Annotated in this window: 11 protein-coding genes; 6 read left to right on the forward strand and 5 right to left on the reverse strand. The window is 59.1% G+C overall.

The window, feature by feature from the left end; genetic code table 11:
* Positions 1-10 precede the first annotated feature (10 nt).
* Positions 11-3,295, forward strand: a complete 3,285-nt coding sequence (locus FY034_RS11725) for an AsmA-like C-terminal domain-containing protein (protein WP_265550744.1) — start codon at positions 11-13, stop codon at positions 3,293-3,295.
* Here the strand turns inward: FY034_RS11725 and lpxC are convergent.
* Both lpxC and cysE read right to left on the reverse strand, forming a co-directional pair.
* Entirely contained in the window at positions 3,289-4,116 is an 828-nt protein-coding gene (gene lpxC, locus FY034_RS11730; protein WP_265550746.1) for a UDP-3-O-acyl-N-acetylglucosamine deacetylase, read from the reverse strand. The genes FY034_RS11725 and lpxC overlap by 7 nt on opposite strands.
* Position 4,117: 1 nt before the next feature.
* Positions 4,118-4,819, reverse strand: coding sequence for a serine O-acetyltransferase (gene cysE / locus FY034_RS11735; protein WP_265550748.1), 702 nt, complete (start codon positions 4,817-4,819; stop codon positions 4,118-4,120).
* Positions 4,820-4,994: 175 nt separating this feature from the next.
* Between cysE and FY034_RS11740 the strand changes: the two genes are divergently transcribed.
* From FY034_RS11740 to FY034_RS11755, 4 genes are all read left to right on the forward strand, one after another.
* The gene (locus FY034_RS11740) at positions 4,995-6,623 is read left to right on the forward strand and encodes a fumarate hydratase (protein WP_265550750.1); all 1,629 of its coding nucleotides are present in this window, start codon (positions 4,995-4,997) and stop codon (positions 6,621-6,623) included.
* A gap of 122 nt (positions 6,624-6,745) precedes the next feature.
* The gene (locus FY034_RS11745; RefSeq protein WP_265550753.1) at positions 6,746-7,630 is read left to right on the forward strand and encodes an ATP-binding protein; all 885 of its coding nucleotides are present in this window, start codon (positions 6,746-6,748) and stop codon (positions 7,628-7,630) included.
* An 82-nt stretch (positions 7,631-7,712) separates the two neighbouring features.
* Positions 7,713-8,171: a hypothetical protein gene (locus FY034_RS11750; protein ID WP_265550755.1), complete on the forward strand. Its 459-nt coding sequence runs from the start codon at positions 7,713-7,715 to the stop codon at positions 8,169-8,171.
* 429 nt (positions 8,172-8,600) lie between these two features.
* Positions 8,601-8,804 carry a hypothetical protein gene (locus tag FY034_RS11755; protein WP_265550756.1) on the forward strand — a complete coding sequence of 68 codons (204 nt, stop codon included), beginning with the start codon at positions 8,601-8,603 and terminating at the stop codon, positions 8,802-8,804.
* A 125-nt stretch (positions 8,805-8,929) separates the two neighbouring features.
* Here the strand turns inward: FY034_RS11755 and FY034_RS11760 are convergent, their stop codons facing one another.
* Both FY034_RS11760 and FY034_RS11765 read right to left on the reverse strand, forming a co-directional pair.
* Positions 8,930-10,558, reverse strand: a complete 1,629-nt coding sequence (locus tag FY034_RS11760; protein ID WP_265550758.1) for an ABC-F family ATP-binding cassette domain-containing protein — start codon at positions 10,556-10,558, stop codon at positions 8,930-8,932.
* 150 nt (positions 10,559-10,708) lie between these two features.
* Complete coding sequence (locus FY034_RS11765; RefSeq protein ID WP_265550760.1) at positions 10,709-12,028, reverse strand: DEAD/DEAH box helicase; 1,320 nt, start codon at positions 12,026-12,028, stop codon at positions 10,709-10,711.
* A gap of 479 nt (positions 12,029-12,507) precedes the next feature.
* On the opposite strand from FY034_RS11765, the gene FY034_RS11770 reads away from it, so the two are divergent.
* Complete coding sequence (locus FY034_RS11770; protein WP_265550762.1) at positions 12,508-14,484, forward strand: CHASE2 domain-containing protein; 1,977 nt, start codon at positions 12,508-12,510, stop codon at positions 14,482-14,484.
* Between the two features lie 44 nt (positions 14,485-14,528).
* Here the strand turns inward: FY034_RS11770 and FY034_RS11775 are convergent, their stop codons facing one another.
* Positions 14,529-15,914: a carboxypeptidase-like regulatory domain-containing protein gene (locus FY034_RS11775; RefSeq protein ID WP_265550764.1), complete on the reverse strand. Its 1,386-nt coding sequence runs from the start codon at positions 15,912-15,914 to the stop codon at positions 14,529-14,531.

Below are 15,914 nucleotides of genomic sequence, written 5' to 3' on the forward strand. Positions count from 1 at the left end.
GCGGCGCACTATGCTGAGTATCCCACGCGCACGGTTTCTTAGGCTGCTTATCCTGCTGCTATTGCTGTTCGGCTCCATTTCACTGGGGCTTTCGATCCTGCTGCCCCGCCTGCTTGACCTGAACAGCTACAAAACCCAGTTGACCGAGTTGCTGCAGAAACAGCTGAAACGTCAGGTCAGGCTGGGCAACAGCCAGTTTTCCTGGACACTCGGCCCGGAATTTACCTTCAGCGACCTGTATATCCAGGAACGCAACAGCAGCCTTGAGTTTCTCTCTGCCCGCCGGGTTTCCTTTCGGCTGGCCCTGTTGCCGCTCCTGAACAAGAAGATTGAACTGCGCGAAATCATCATCGACGATGCCCGGGCCACCGTCAGCCGTGACGAACAGGGCGTCATGAATATCGATGACCTGCTGCAACCGGCCCCTGACGCCTATGATCTGCGGGCCAGGGGGCTGCGTATCCGCAACGGCACCCTGTTCTGGCGGGACCAGGCCACTGCTGAGACCTGCACCAGGCTGACGGTCTCGGGCATTAACCTGAGTATTGACAAGCTGATCCGGGGCAGGAAAAGCTCTTACAAACTTGCTGCCACGCTGGAAGGCAGCAGTCCGGGCACCATCAACACGGCCGGTACGATCAGACTGCCCAAAACCGGCAACCTGCTGCAGCAGACGGATGTCGATGCCAAGCTTGAGCTGACCCAGGTCGAGTACTGGCGTTTCTGGCCGTACGTCGCCAGCTACGTGCCGTTCCCCTCTCCCGACGGCACGGTTTCCCTGAACCTTGCCGTGAAAGGCCGCTGGCAGAATCTGAAGGCCAACGGCAGCTTGCTGCTGCGTAATCCGAACGTGGTCTGGCCCAAGGTATTCCATGCCCCGGTGGCCCCGAAGCAACTGCAGCTGGCCGTTGACCTCAAATGGAGTCCCAGCCTGCTGGATATCTCATCGGTGCAACTCAGCCTGGACGGTTTTGCCATCAAAGGCTCCGTCCGCCTGGGCGACCTGCAGGGCAAAGACCCCTCTATCAGTGTCAAGGCCACGTCCGAGCCGTTTGAATATCTCCGGGTCAAAAACTACATCCCGTTCGGGATTATTGCCGATGATGCTGCCGGCTTCATCGAACACAAGATCAGGGGCGGTATCTTCAAACTGACCACCGGCACCCTGAATGGACGGATCTCGCAACTGGCCCGTTTCGGTGTCGGCGACAATGCCAACGCCCTGTATATCCGCGGCACCGCGGACCAGGCCAGCATCCAGTATGGAGAAAAGAGCCCCACCTTCCGTCAGATCAAGGGTACCCTTGAGATGAAGGGCCGCAATTTCAACCTGATCGGCATGAGCGGCAGCTTCGGCGGCTCTCCCTTTACCATGGAGGGGAGCATCACGGAGTATGCCACTGAGGGAGTCCCCTCCTTCTACCCTTTCAGCATGACGGTCTCCCCCCGTCCGGCAGAAGTAGCCTGGCTTGCCGAGATTGCCGGAGCAGAGGCACTCCGCTTCAACGGCTCCGCAACAACACTCAGGCTGCGGGGAGAGGGGCCGACCTCCGCCTATCGGCTCTCGGGCGAGTGGATCCTGACAACGGCTGCCTATGAATACCCGGCGGTTGTCAAGAAACCGGCCAACCAGCCCAACAGCCTGACCTTCAGCGCGCTACTGGGCAGGGATGCCACCAGATTCACCTCCATTTCCTACCAGCTGTCGCCGCTCAAACTCTCCGGCAGCGGTCTGCTGCGCTACAGCGGCACCGTTCCCTACCTGGCCTTTGACCTGGAAACCAATCAGTTCCAGCTGGACAACCATCTGCCGATCCTGACCGATTGGCAGGCCTACCAGTTGCGGGGCGGCGTACAGGCCCATCTGCTTGGCGAGGGGGATCCCCGCAGCATCGCCAGCATGCTGTTTTCAGGCACCGTCAAGCTCAACGGGTTCTCACTCAAACCTCATCAAAAGGCTGCGCCGGTCAGCGCCATCAACACCCAGATCAACTTCAAGGGACACTCGCTGGAAACCTCGCATATGGCGATCCGCTACGGCAGCACGCCGCTTAACATCAAAGGCCGGGTTGCCAGCCTGAAAAACCCCGAGGCGGACCTGATTATCAGCTCGCCCGACCTGAACCCGGCTGACTTCGGCCTCGCCACGGCAGAAAAGCCACCCCGGATACAGCAGTTCAGCACCAGTCTCGGTTTGCGCGACGGCCTGCTGACTATCCGTAACGTCTCCGGCAAGCTGCCCAGGACCATCTTCAGCGCCTCCGGCACGGTCCGGACCGAAGGCACCCCGGATATCAACCTGCGGGTAGCGGCGACCCATCTTGATCTGGAGGAACTGCTTCCGCTGGTGGCCCCCTCCCGCACTTCAGAGGCCGAAAAGAAACAGCAACCACCAGCCCCGTTCAGGCTCCAGGCCTATGTGACGGCTGAAACCGGGACCTTCCGCGGCACCGCTTTCAACAAGCTCTCGGCATCCCTGAAAAACGAAGACGGCATACTGAAGCTGCAGAAACTGACCACCGGTATCCTCGGAGGCAAGCTCTCGCTCAACGGACAACTGGTGCGGACCGCCGGCCAGGCATCCAAATGGGATCTCTCACTCCTGCTTGAACGAGCCAAGTCCGGAGAACTACTGGAACTACTTAATATCGGAAGGGAAATACGGGGACTGACCACCGTGAAAGGCCGGCTGACGGCCAGCGGCGATCATCTTGCCGAGATCAAAAAAACCGCCAATGGAGCCATCAGCCTCAAGGTGGAGCGGGGCGCCCTGAAACGTTTCAACACCCTCTCCAAGGTTGTCTCAATCCTGAATGTCTCGCAGCTGCTCAGCTTTAGCCTGCCGGATATGGCCCGCGACGGCATGCCGTTCAACCAGATCACCGCCACCATGGGTATCAAGAACGGCATCCTGACCACCCAGGACTTTTTCATCGACAGCAACGTCATGCATGTCACCACGGTCGGCACGATTGATATCGTCAAAGAGACCCTGGATATGCTGATCGGGGTCCAGCCGCTGCAGACCGTTGACCGGATTGTCAGCCGGATTCCGGTGGTGGGCTGGATCTTGAGCGGCGGCGACGGCAGCCTGGTCACCACCTATTTTGAGGCCAAGGGCAGCTGGGAAAACCCGGAAGTCACCGCCATTCCGGTCCAGACCATGGCAAAGGGCACCCTGGATATCTTCCGGCGGGTCTTTGAGCTGCCGGTACGGCTCTTCACCGACAGCGGCGAGGTTATCTTAGGTAATCAGAAGGAACGGCCCAAGGCGGGAGAGCTGCCAAATCAGTAGATCTGATAATTGGCAGGATCAGAAAAGAGTTGTTTCAAAAGCAGATTGTTCAGGTGGTGGCCGGTCTTGTGGGCCTCAACCTTGCCCAGGATGCGGTAGCCGCTGGTATAGAGATCACCGATCAGGTCCAGGATCTTGTGGTTGACCAGCTCCTTGCGGTAACGCAGCCCCTGCGGGTTCAGCACATCGTCCTCCCCCACCACCACGGCATTATCCAGTGAGCCGCCTTTGGCCAGCCCCATCTTCTTGATCGCCTCGATCTCCTCCTGCATGGTGAAGGTACGGGAGTTGAGGATTGAAAAGGCGTTTTCCACATCGGAGACCCGGCGGCGCTGCAGCCCCACCGGCTGGCGGAACTCAATCGTCATGGTGATATCCAGGGTATTCAGCGGCTTGATCCGCACCCAGGCATCACCATGGGTTGCCTCCACCGGTTTTACCACCTTCAGGTAGACCTGTTCTTCGGGAAATTCATAGACCCCGGCCTTCCACATCCCCTGATAGAACTCCCAGGCAGAACCGTCCAGAATCGGCACCTCGGGACCATCAATATAGACCAGGCAGTTGGTGATACCGGCGTAGTAAAAGGCTGCCATCAGGTGTTCAATGGTGGAAACCGCGGCACCGTCTCTGGCGATCAGGGTTGAAAGGCGGGTATCGGCAACCTGGTCATACCTGGCCGGAATCTGCACGCCATTCAGCACAAAGACAATGCCCTGTTCACGGCGGGGCAGAAATTCCAGATTGACCGGATGACCGGAATGCAGGCCGATGCCGGACAGCTTAAAGATACGGTTGATGGTGGTCTGGCGCTTGATCATGTCAGGGGTTATCGCATGATTTTGGTGTCGCGTCAACCAGCTGTTTTTTCAGTGCTTCATGTTCTTTCTGCAGATTGTCGTACTTCTCTTCAAGTCCCTTCAGCTGATCAAACAGGCAGGCGATGGCGGTGGCCGACGGGTCGGGCAGCTTGCCGTGTTCCAGATCGGGACGGCCATCCCTGGCAGCCTCCGGCGCCAGCACGATCTTGCCGGGTATTCCCACCACCGTGGCATTGGGCGGCACCTCTTTGACCACCACCGAATTGGAACCGATCTTGGCCCCTCGCCCCACGGTAAACGGCCCCAGCACCTTGGCCCCGGACCCGATCACCACCTTGTCCTCCAGGGTCGGGTGGCGCTTGACCTTGTCCCAGGTCACCCCGCCCAGGGTCACGCCATGGTAGATGGTGACATCATCGCCGATCTCGGCGGTCTCGCCGATCACCACCCCCATACCGTGGTCGATAAAGAACCGCCTGCCGATCCTGGCGCCGGGGTGGATCTCAATCCCGGTCACAAAGCGGGAGAACTGGGAGACAAAGCGCCCCAGGAAAAACAGTTCCCGCCGCCAGAACCAGTGGGCAATCCGGTGCAGCCAGACCGCATGCAGGCCGGGGTAGCAGAACAGGACTTCAAGGGAACTGCGCGCGGCCGGATCACGGTCAAAGACCGAGTTGATATCATCGCGGATCTGGCTGAACATGGGTACCCCCTCAACATTTTCATTAATTAGAAAGTAACATACCTCACAAATTGAGTCAACTTTCATGCTACCAACTTATCACTCGACAAAAACCGCTGTTTTGCATACTATGCCGAAGATTTTGTATACACTATCGGACATCGTTCCGAACCTTCTATCGAAAGGAGTTTTACGCATGTCAACCAAACCGTTCGTGTACCAGGAGCCGTTCCCGCTTGGCAAGGATGAGACCAGCTATTACAAGATTGAGGGTTCGGAGAAGTACGTCTCCGTGGCAGAGTTTGACGGCAAGCCGGTGGTCAAGGTTGATCCCGAGGCGCTGACCGTGCTGGCCAATCAGGCCATGAAAGACCTCTCCTTCCTGCTGCGCCCCAGCCACAACGAGCAGGTGGCCAAGATCCTGGCCGATCCCGAGGCATCCATGAACGACAAGGGCGTGGCCCTGGCCTTCCTGCGCAACGCCATGGTTGCGGCCAACTTCGAGCTGCCGCTCTGCCAGGACACCGGCACCGCCACCATCGTGGCCAAGAAGGGCCAGCAGATCTGGACCGGCGGCAACGATGAAGAATATCTCTCCAAGGGGGTCTACAAGACCTACACCGAAGAGAACCTGCGTTACTCCCAGACCGTGGCCCTGAACATGTACGATGAGGTCAACACCGGCACCAACCTGCCGGCCCAGATCGACATCATGGCCACCAGCGGCGACTACTACAAATTCCTGTTCATGGCCAAGGGTGGCGGCTCCGCCAACAAGACCATGCTGTATCAGGAGACCAAGGCACTCCTGACCCCCGAAAAGCTGGAGAAGTTCCTGATCGAGAAGATGAAGTACCTGGGCACCGCTGCCTGTCCCCCCTACCACATCGCCTTCGTAATCGGCGGCACCTCGGCCGATGCCTGCATGAAGACCGTCAAGCTGGCCACTGCCCGCGACATCGACGCCCTGCCCACCGAAGGCAATGCCCACGGTCAGGCCTTCCGTGATGTCGAGCTGGAGGCCAAACTGCTGACCGCCGCCCAGAAGCTGGGGATCGGCGCCCAGTTCGGCGGCAAATACTTTGCCCACGATGTGCGCGTGATCCGCCTGCCCCGCCACGGTGCTTCCTGCCCGGTCGGCATGGCGGTTTCCTGCTCGGCTGACCGGAACCTCAAGGCCAAGATCACCAAGGACGGCCTCTTCATCGAGCAGCTGGATCGCGATCCGGGCCGCCTGCTGCCGGAGCAGTACCGCATGGCCAAGCATGAGCACGGCCACAAGGTTGACCTGTCCAAGCCGATCGCCGAGACCCTCAAAGAACTGTCCGGCCTCAAGGTGGGTGATGCCCTGCTGCTGAACGGCACCATCGTGGTGGGCCGCGACATCGCCCATGCCAAGTTCAAGGAGATCCTTGACTCCGGCAAGCCGCTGCCCGAGTACCTGACCAAGTACCCGATCTACTACGCCGGTCCGGCCAAGACCCCGGCTGGCAAGCCCTCCGGCTCATTCGGCCCCACCACCGCCGGCCGGATGGACTCCTACGTGGATCTGCTGCAGAGCAAGGGCGGCTCCATGATCATGATCGCCAAGGGTAACCGTTCACAACAGGTCACCGACGCCTGCCAGAAGTACGGCGGCTTCTACCTCGGCTCCATCGGCGGCCCGGCAGCCATCCTGGCTGAAGAGAACATCAAGAAGGTTGAGTGCATTGACTTCCCTGAACTGGGTATGGAAGCGGTCTGGAAGATCGAAGTCGAGAACTTCCCGGCCTTTATCCTGGTGGATGACAAGGGCAACGACTTCTTCAAGCAGCTGGGCCTGTAAACAAATTCCAGCTCAAGGCGCTAGCTGCGTTGATCCAACCTTTTCAGAGGTACCAAGATACGTGACGCCGAGCCCCCGGTGAGAAGCCGGGGGCTCTTATATTATCCAAAAGTGAGAGAACCATGTTTAACCTGAAACCAGAAGTCGTTGCCCGCCTGGAGCGGGTTTTAAGTTCCGTCGAGATGCTGCTGCCCCGCGCCATTGCCCCGGTTGACTGGTCCAGCTGCTACGCTGCCAACTGGCGCCGTCACTCCTTTTCCGGCTACCTGGAGGCGGTGCGGGTGACCGACACCACCACCCTGGAAGAACTGCTGGGGGTAGATGAGCAGAAAGAGGTCATGCTGCACAACACCCGTCAGTTCCTGATGGGGCTGCCTGCCAACAACGCCCTGCTCTGGGGCTCACGGGGCACCGGCAAATCGTCGCTGGTCAAGGCACTGATGAACAAGTTCGCCCCGGAAGGGCTGCGGGTGATCCAGATTGAAAAGGAAGACCTGATCTACCTGTCCGAGATCTTCAGCGCCGTTGAAAACGAGCCCTACCGCTTCATCCTGCTCTGCGACGACCTGACCTTTGAGGTGGGAGAGCTGAGCTACAAGATGCTCAAGAGCGCCCTGGACGGTTCGGTCTACTCGCCGCCGGAGAACGTGCTGATCTACGTCACCTCCAACCGGCGCCACCTGCTGCCGGAGTACGAGTCAGACCACCTGGGGGGCAAGTTTGTGCGGGGCGAGCTGCAGCAGAGCGAGGCAATGGAGGAAAAGGTCTCCCTCTCCGACCGTTTCGGCCTCTGGGTCGCCTTCTACGCCTTTTCCCAGGACCGCTACATCGACGCCGTCCGGCTCAGCATCAGCCGCGAGGCCCGTGAACGCAAGGTTGAGATCCCCTGGACCAAGGAACTGGAGCGCGAGGCGATCCAGTGGTCCCAGGAAAAGAGCAAGCGCTGCGGCCGGACCGCCTACCAGTTCTCCAAGAACTATGTCGGCAGGTTCCTGCTGCCGGCCTGAGACGTTCTCCTGATTGCCAGCGGCCTGAATCAGGTATAGGATGACAGCACCGCTGTTCATCCCGACCAAAGGAGCCTTTACCATGAAACGCCTGATCAGTCTTGTTCTCTGCGCCATGCTGCTTTCGCTGTCAACCGCTGCCTGGGCCAGCCTGGACGGTTTTCTGGCCAACCTGAACATCCAGGCCCAGGCCGACCTGCCCGGCTTCAAGGCCAAGGTCTCGGCCCAGTTTGGTGTACCGCTGCCAAAGGTTGAGGCGGTCTTCACCCAGGTCAGTGTACCGGCCGATGTTTTCATGACCTTCCAGCTGGGCCAGATGGCCCATAAACAGCCCGAGACCGTGCTGAAGACCTACACCGTCAGCAAGAGCAAGGGCTGGGGCGCCATCGCCAAGGAACTGGGGATCAAGCCCGGCTCAGCCGAATTCCATGCCCTCAAACGGGGCGACCTGGCCTTTACCGGCCAGCCCACCGGAGCAGGCAATGATGCAGCACCGGCCCCCGGCAAGGGTAAGGGCAAAGGCAAAGGGCACAACAAATAGCCACCGCAGTGCAATCCAACAAGCAACGGCCCTGGCAGACAATATCGGGGCCGTTGCTGTTGGGGCAGTTTTTTGTTTCCCGCACGCTTTCATTTTGATACATCATCTCTCAAAATATAATCACCGCACCCTCTAACGTCTATTTATTCAAACAAAATAAACTAGTTACAAACAAGAAGTGTGTGGCACATCTTGTGCAATTCTCAAGCAGCAGCTTTGACGCGCCGTGAACTACCGGAAAACAACTCTGGTGGCGGTTGCAAAGTGCTCGGCACGCTGAGCCGCAATAATAAGCCTTTTCACAACAACACGTTACACGGTTGGGTGTGACTTTTATAGTCCGGGTCTGTGCTTCAGATCAGTGACAGGTGCAGAGCTGGCGGCATGCTGCCTTGGGAAAAAACCAGGATTCGACAAAGGAGTGAGTGTATGTCAATGAGTCATCTGAGATGTGGCGGTTGTGATCACGAATTTTCGGTGCCTTCGGACGGTGGCGATCCCACTAAACAGCCCTGCCCCAAATGTGCAGGCACTGAAATTTACGAACGGTTTGGCATGGTGAATGCCAAGTGCCTTGATGCGATGAAAGAGTGTTCAGCCTGTCCTTTTGAAAGCAACTGCGGCGCCTATTAAGCGGGGATTCGCAAGGAGCAGTGCAACCCCTTGTTCATATCATAAGACCTGCCGTGTACTGCAACCTACGAGTCCGGCTTTATCCGGCGGCAGTAAAACTGTCGCCGGACGCATGTACAGCCGGCTCAGTGACTGAAGTGGTGTGACTTCTCCAGATAGTATTCGTAATTACCCTCGTAGGTCCGCATCTCACCATGATCCACCTCAATCACCCGATCAACCAGGCAGCGCAGGAAGTGGCGATCGTGGCTGACCAGCATCACGGTGCCGGTGAAATTCTGCAGAGCATTCAGCAGCATCTCCCGTGAGCGGATATCCAGGTGGTTAGTCGGCTCGTCCAGCACCAGAAAGTTGATCGGCCTGGCCAGCAGGGTTGCCAGCACGACCCGGCTTTTCTCGCCACCGGAGAGGTTTTCGATCTTTTTATCAACGGCATCGCCGGAGAACAGGAACGCCCCCAGCAGGTTCATGATCACCCCGCGATTGGCCAGCGGGAGCGTATCCTGCACCGTCTCAAAGATGCTCTTTTTCGGATCAAGAACCTCCATGGCATGCTGGCTGAAATACCCCAGTTCCACATTGGCCCCCAGACTGACCGTGCCGCTGCTGGGTTCGGTCTGCCCGGCCAGCACCTTCAGGAAGGTGGATTTACCGGCACCGTTGACACCCACCACCGCAATCTTGCTCTGACGCTTGATAATGCCGCTGACCCCGGAGAACACCGGCTTGACGCCGCCATCGGGCAGCGGCCACTGCTTGGCCAGGGCATTCATCACCACCACGTCATCGCCGCTGCGGGGCGGCTCACTGAACTCAAAGCGCACCACCCGCTCTTCAGCCGGGATCTCGATCCGCTCGATCTTCTCAATCTTCTTGACCCGTGACTGCACCTGGGCGGCGTGGGAGGCCCGGGCGGCAAAGCGGGCAATGAACTCCTCTTCCTTGGCCAGCATCTCCTGCTGACGCTTGTGGCTGGCCAGCAGCTGTTCATGCCTGATCTCACGCTCTTTCTCGTAGAAATCATAATTGCCGCCGTAGGTGGTGACGGTCTTGTTGGCCACCTCGACGATACGGGTCACGATCCGGTTCATGAAGTCCCGGTCGTGGCTGGTCATCAGCAGGGCACCGTCAAAGGTGTCGGCCAGCCACTCCTCCAGCCAGACGATCGATTCCACATCCAGGTGGTTGGTCGGTTCGTCCAACAGCAACACATCCGGCTTCAAGGTCAGAATCTTGGCCAGGGCGATCCGCATCTTCCAGCCGCCGGAGAACGACTCCACCGGATGATTGAAGCGATCCGGCCCGATCCCCAGGCCGGTCAGCACGGTCTGGGCACGGGTGTCCAGGTCATAGCCGCCGCGGTGCTCGAACTCTTCCTGGGCCACGCCGTAGCGCTCCAAAAGTGCTGCCATCTCATCATCAGACTGGGGCTCGCACATGGCGGCCTCCATCTGCTTCAATTCACCGGCCAGCCGCATGGTCTCGGCTGATCCGGCCATCACCTCTTCCAGGGCAGACCTGCCGGACATATCCCCCACATCCTGGGAAAAGTAGCCGACGGTGGTCCGCTTGGCACAGGTCATGTCGCCGCTGTCCGGCTCTTCCTCACCGGTGATGATCCGGAAGATGGTGGTCTTACCGGCACCGTTGGGCCCCACCAGGCCGGTGCGGGAGCCGGGCAGGATCTGAAACGAGGCGTCGCGGAACAGGACCTGCGAGCCATGCTGTTTGGTGATGTTGGAAAGGTGAATCATACTGCAGCTCCTCGAAACTACTGCGGAGGCCGTCTACTTCGTTGCGCGGTGCTCACTCCCTCGCCTACCGATTATGGTATGTCTCGGTCGTTGTGCTCCGTGCGCCTTGTATCCGGCCTTCCTCATAACGTTTCTGTTTTTGTCTGTGTACTAGCGCGGCCGTTGCGGCCGCTGCGGATGCCGAGCCCCACCGGCCGACTCCGGTTTGCTGCCACTTGGCTTGACCCCTGCAGCGGCGTGTACGGCGCCCTGCCCTGCTGCCGGCTTCGGCTGCGGTTTCTTGGCCTTGGGCTGGTTCCGGGGCGGACGTGGCGGACGGGCAAACTCGTCATCCTTGCGCGGGGCAGGCACGCTGTAATCAAACCCCTCCACGGTACGACGTTCAATGGCAGTCCCCAGGGTGCGTTCAATCGCCTTGACCATGACCGTGTCCTCATCGGTGACCATGGTAAAGGCATCGCCGTTTCTGGCGGCCCGGCCGGTACGGCCGATGCGGTGGATATAGGCCTCACTGGTGTCCGGGATATCGTAGTTGATCACGTGGGAGACCTGCGAGACATCAATCCCGCGGGCGGCAATGTCGGTTGCCACCAGGATCTGATAGGTACCGTTCCGGAAGCCGTCCATGGCCGCCTGACGCCGGTTCTGGGAAAGGTTACCCTGCAGCGAGGCAGCGGTGTAGCCGGCCTTTTCCAGCTGTTCCCCCACCCGCTTGGCGCGGTGCTTGGTGCGGGTAAAGATCAGCACCGAATCAGTATCGGTATGCTTCAGCAACTGCATCAGCAGCGGGGTTTTCAGGTGCTGGGCCACCGGATAGAGCGCATGGCTGACCGTGGAGGCCGGAGCAACGTTATCCACCTGCACCGTGGCCGGATCGCGCAGGATCTCGCGGGCCAGGCCGCGGATCTCGGCCGGCATGGTGGCGGAAAACAGCATGGTCTGACGCTGGCTAGGCAGGTGTTTCAGAATCCGGCGGATATCCGGCAAAAAACCCATATCGAACATCTGGTCGGCCTCGTCCAGCACCAGCAGTTCCAGATTGGTCAGGTCAATGGTGCCCTGGCTGATATGATCCAGCAGGCGGCCGGGGCAGGCCACGACGATCTCTACCCCGTTTCTGAGTTTCTCTATCTGCGGGTTAACGTTGACGCCACCGTAGACCGTGATGCTCTTCAGACGGGTCTGCTGCCCCAGCTCCAGCATGGCGTCATTTATCTGTTCGGCCAGCTCGCGGGTCGGGGCGATCACCAGGGCGCGCACCTGCTTGCGCGGCCCCTGCATCAGACGGTGCAGGATCGGCAGGGCAAAGGCAGCGGTCTTGCCGGTGCCGGTCTGGGCCAGTCCCATCAGGTCATGGCCGGCCATGATCTTCGGTATGGCCTGGGCCTGGATCGGTGTGGGGGTGGTGTAGCCAAGGGCATTGATTCCTGCTACGACCTTGGGGTGAAAACTGAATTGTTGAAACGGCATCTACGTCCTTCTTTCCTCAAAATTACTGCGGAGACCGTCTACTGCGTGGCGCGGTGCTCACTCCCTCGCCTACCGAGTAGTCGTTGTGCGACCTACGCCTTGTATCCAGCCTTCCTCATGACATTTTGAAAACGGCACCATATGGTGCATGAAAAAAGCCCCGGAATTGTCCGGGGCTACAAGTACTCTTAAACTCGTGATCTTCCTGGAACAGCGTGTAATTTTAAAATAATATCAGTTAGCCAGACACAGGTCAAACAAAATACTGCTATCCTATTCTGACACAGCCAACAGGCAGCATTGCCGGGAAAAGCCGTTGCCCGGCGCCGTTGCAGCTTGACCACGGCAGACTCTGCCTGCATAATGCTGATATCTTTCCAGATATTACGTTTCATCGCAACAGCAGCCGCATCACCGGGACAAGCGGGGAAGACAGCCCCGCCAAGACTGTGCAGCCATGACCCCCATCAGGAGTTGCCATGAAAACCACCCATTCAAAACTGATCCGGATCCTGATCGGCTTTGCCGCCACCGCGCTATTCAGCCTGCTGCTGCTTAAACCACCCCACACCTTTGATCTGATCGAAGCCAAGCTGTATGACATCCGCTTCAAGCTGCGCGGCAGCATCCCTCCCCCTGATTCGGTCGTGATTGCCACTATTGATGAAAAGAGTCTGGATCGCCTGGGACGCTGGCCCTGGAGCCGAAATGTCCTGGCCCGCCTGGTTGATCGCCTGAACCAGGCAGATGCGGCGGTGATTGCGTTTGACGTCATCTTTCCTGAGCCGGAGGCCCATGACGAGACGTTTGCCCGTGCGATCGAACAGGCCGGCACGGTCGTGCTGGCGGTGGCCTTTGATTTTGAACACAGGTCGGACCATACCGCCGCTGACCCTGTGCTTGAGCAGTCGGCCATTGTGTCGGTGGAACATGATGAGCTGTTCAACACCTATCCGCCGATCATCTCGGGCGGCATGCTGACGGTTCCGGTCAAAAGGCTCAAAGACAAGGCCCTGGGCTTTGCCCATATCAATATGTTCCCGGACGAGGTTGACGGCACCCTGCGCTGGGAATCGCTCCTGCTGGGCCATGACCGCTTCCTGTATCCCTCCCTGTCACTGCGGGCGGCAGCGGAATATCTGGGGATACCGCCGGAACGGATTGTTGTTGATGCCACCCGCGGCATCAGGGTCGGCAAAGTGTCGATCCCCACGGATCACTGGGGGCGGATGCCGATCAACTACTATGGCCCAGGCAAGACCTTCCGGCACATTTCGGTGGTTGATATCCTGGACGGCAAGGTCGGCAGGAAGGAACTTGCCAACCGGGTCGTCTATATCGGCGCCACCGCCATCGGCATCTATGACCTCAGGGTGACCCCTGTCTCTGCGGCCTACCCCGGTGTGGAAAAGAGCGCCGCAGTAACCGCCTCAATCCTTGAGCAACGCTTTATCCGCCAGGCCTCCCAACAGCAGAATCTGCTGTTCCTGATCGGCAGCGGCGTGCTGCTGAGCCTGCTGTTAAGCCGCGTGCGCCTGGTCTGGGGGGCGCTGGTAACCCTGCTGTTCCTGGCTGCGGTGTTCCTGACCGGCCAGCTCTTTTTCAGTAGCTCCGGGCTGTGGCTGAACCTGGCCTGCCCCCTGAACAACATCATCCTGATCTTCATGGCGGTCACGGCCTGGAACTACGCCTTTGAGGAGCGCCATGCCCGCCAGATACGCGCCATGTTCTCCAGTTATGTAACCCAGACCATCGTCAACGAGCTGATCAACAACCCCCAGATGGCAAAACTGGGCGGAGAACGGCGGATCATCACGGTGCTGTTCTCGGATGTAAAGGGGTTTACGACCTTTTCCGAGCAACATACGCCGGAGGAGGTGGTTGCCTTGCTGAACGAGTTCCTGGGGGCCATGACCGACGTGATCCTGAAGTGGGGCGGGACACTGGACAAGTTCATCGGTGACGCCATCGTGGTATTCTGGAACGCGCCGGGGCCGGTGGAGAACCATGCCGAACGGGCGGTCCGCTGCGCCGCCGAGATGATTGAGCGCCTGACGGAGCTGCAGCAGGCCTGGCAACAGGCCGGCAAGCCGTGCCTGTCGGCAGGTATCGGCATCAACACCGGCGAGGCGGTGGTGGGCAACATCGGTGCCGAAGGGAAGAAGATGGACTACACCGTGATCGGTGACCAGGTCAATCTGGGGGCACGTGTAGAGTCGCTGACCCGGCTGTTCAAGGCCGATATCCTGATCACCGGAGGGACCCTGGCAGCGCTGCAGCCGGGCATTGCAGCGGGGCAGTTGAACGGCATTGCCATCCGCGGGGTGCAGCAGGTGATCGTGAAGGGGAAGGAACAGCCGGTTTGTCTGTACGAGGTCAGCATGTTGAACAAAAATGAGCTATTCCGGTTTAGTGAATGCCCGACCGGCGAACCGCTCAAGCTGACGGAGAAGTAACAGTGGCTGCGCCCCCCGCTGCAAAGCAGGGGGCGCAGCTGTTCCTACTGTACGATATAGCTGGTGAGACTTTCGGTCTTCGTCCTTGTTTCGTAGGGACCGATGCTGGTCTGGGACGTCTTGACCAGACCGACATAGGGAGCATACCAGTAGTCGCCGCTGACGGTGGTAACCCCGGGAGAGGGGGATGCCATCGTGTTTGTTTCGGTAAAGCTGACCCTGATGGCACTAAAGCTGCCGGCCGGAACCATCACGGTTTCAGGGCCAACCACGGTATGCTGGCTGCTAATCGTGGCGCTGTACACGCTTGGAGATCCCTCGATGGTGATGGTTTCAGTTCTGGTGGTTGAACCGCTGACGATGGTCCCCGTTGCCGGCTGTCCGATAAAGACGATATAGCCGGGAGTGGTATAGGTCTCACTGAAGGTGCTTGTCGAACTGCCGATGCTGTATAGGGAGGTCTTTGAGCCGTTCGAGCTTTGCAGATAGCCGTTGCCGTTCATAAGCAGCAGGTCGTCAATGGAGGTGCTGGTAGTGGTGGTGCCGGTGCTGGAGGTTTCGGAACCATCATGCTGGACGCTGAACCCGCTGACAGCGGTTGATACCTGGGTCACCAGCCGTGTAAACGACCCGCTCGCGGTCTCGGTGGTGGTGCCGTAGATTACTGTTGACGACGTGTCGTAGATCCACTTGTTCCCGACGGTTATCGGGAAGTACGGCGTACCCGGCGCACCGGTAAAGTTCTGCCCGGTCAGGCTGGTTGTGTCGATAATCACCGTGGTACTGCTCGGCGTAAAGGTATAGTCGGTCTTTGAGGCGGTCAGCAGGTAGGTGCCGCTTGGCAGCCCGATGATGGTGTAGTCGCCGTTGGCGTCGGTGGTTGCGGAATAACTGGCAGTCAGTGCCGCAGCAGCATAGGCAATGGTGGAGGATTCGGCCGTAATGGTCACCCCTTCCAATCCGGTGCTTCCGTCCAAGGTAACCTTGCCGCTGATGGAGTAGCCCCCCACCGGCTCCATCACAACCGTGCCGGCATCACTGGTCTGGCCTGCCACAACCGTAATATTCGTCACCTCACCGGCATAAAGGGCAGCACCGGCACTGTCCAGCCCCAGTATCTTCAAGACCCTTTCAGTACCGACCGGCACACCGTCGATAGTGCCCTGGCCATCTTCCACCGGAAAGTCTTTGGTGATGGGTGTCATGCCAGGACCGGAGATGGTAAGGCGGACCGTTACGGCCCCCGCCATCTTTTCCACAACCGGCGTCCCCTTTGCGGCCGTGCTCTTTGGCCAGGCAACATTCAGCGTAATGGTACCGGTGGTTCCGTTACCGGATGAAAAACTGGCCGTGCCACCGCCACAACCGGCCAGGGAGAGCAGGCAACCTGCCAGAACCAGACTGGCTATGATCAGCAATCGTGTTTTCAT

It is taken from the genome of Trichlorobacter lovleyi (genome assembly GCF_015239775.1).
In the GTDB taxonomy this organism is placed as follows: domain Bacteria; phylum Desulfobacterota; class Desulfuromonadia; order Geobacterales; family Pseudopelobacteraceae; genus Trichlorobacter; species Trichlorobacter lovleyi_B.

Coding starts and splice junctions, on each gene's coding strand:
- cysE (WP_265550748.1), bottom strand. CDS start 4,819: ATGTTCAGCCAGATCCGCGATGATATCAACTCGGTCTTTGACCGTGAT.
- FY034_RS11740 (WP_265550750.1), top strand. CDS start 4,995: ATGTCAACCAAACCGTTCGTGTACCAGGAGCCGTTCCCGCTTGGCAAG.
- FY034_RS11755 (WP_265550756.1), top strand. CDS start 8,601: ATGTCAATGAGTCATCTGAGATGTGGCGGTTGTGATCACGAATTTTCG.
- lpxC (WP_265550746.1), bottom strand. CDS start 4,116: ATGATCAAGCGCCAGACCACCATCAACCGTATCTTTAAGCTGTCCGGC.
- FY034_RS11765 (WP_265550760.1), bottom strand. CDS start 12,028: ATGCCGTTTCAACAATTCAGTTTTCACCCCAAGGTCGTAGCAGGAATC.
- FY034_RS11770 (WP_265550762.1), top strand. CDS start 12,508: ATGAAAACCACCCATTCAAAACTGATCCGGATCCTGATCGGCTTTGCC.
- FY034_RS11760 (WP_265550758.1), bottom strand. CDS start 10,558: ATGATTCACCTTTCCAACATCACCAAACAGCATGGCTCGCAGGTCCTG.
- FY034_RS11745 (WP_265550753.1), top strand. CDS start 6,746: ATGTTTAACCTGAAACCAGAAGTCGTTGCCCGCCTGGAGCGGGTTTTA.
- FY034_RS11775 (WP_265550764.1), bottom strand. CDS start 15,914: ATGAAAACACGATTGCTGATCATAGCCAGTCTGGTTCTGGCAGGTTGC.
- FY034_RS11725 (WP_265550744.1), top strand. CDS start 11: ATGCTGAGTATCCCACGCGCACGGTTTCTTAGGCTGCTTATCCTGCTG.
- FY034_RS11750 (WP_265550755.1), top strand. CDS start 7,713: ATGAAACGCCTGATCAGTCTTGTTCTCTGCGCCATGCTGCTTTCGCTG.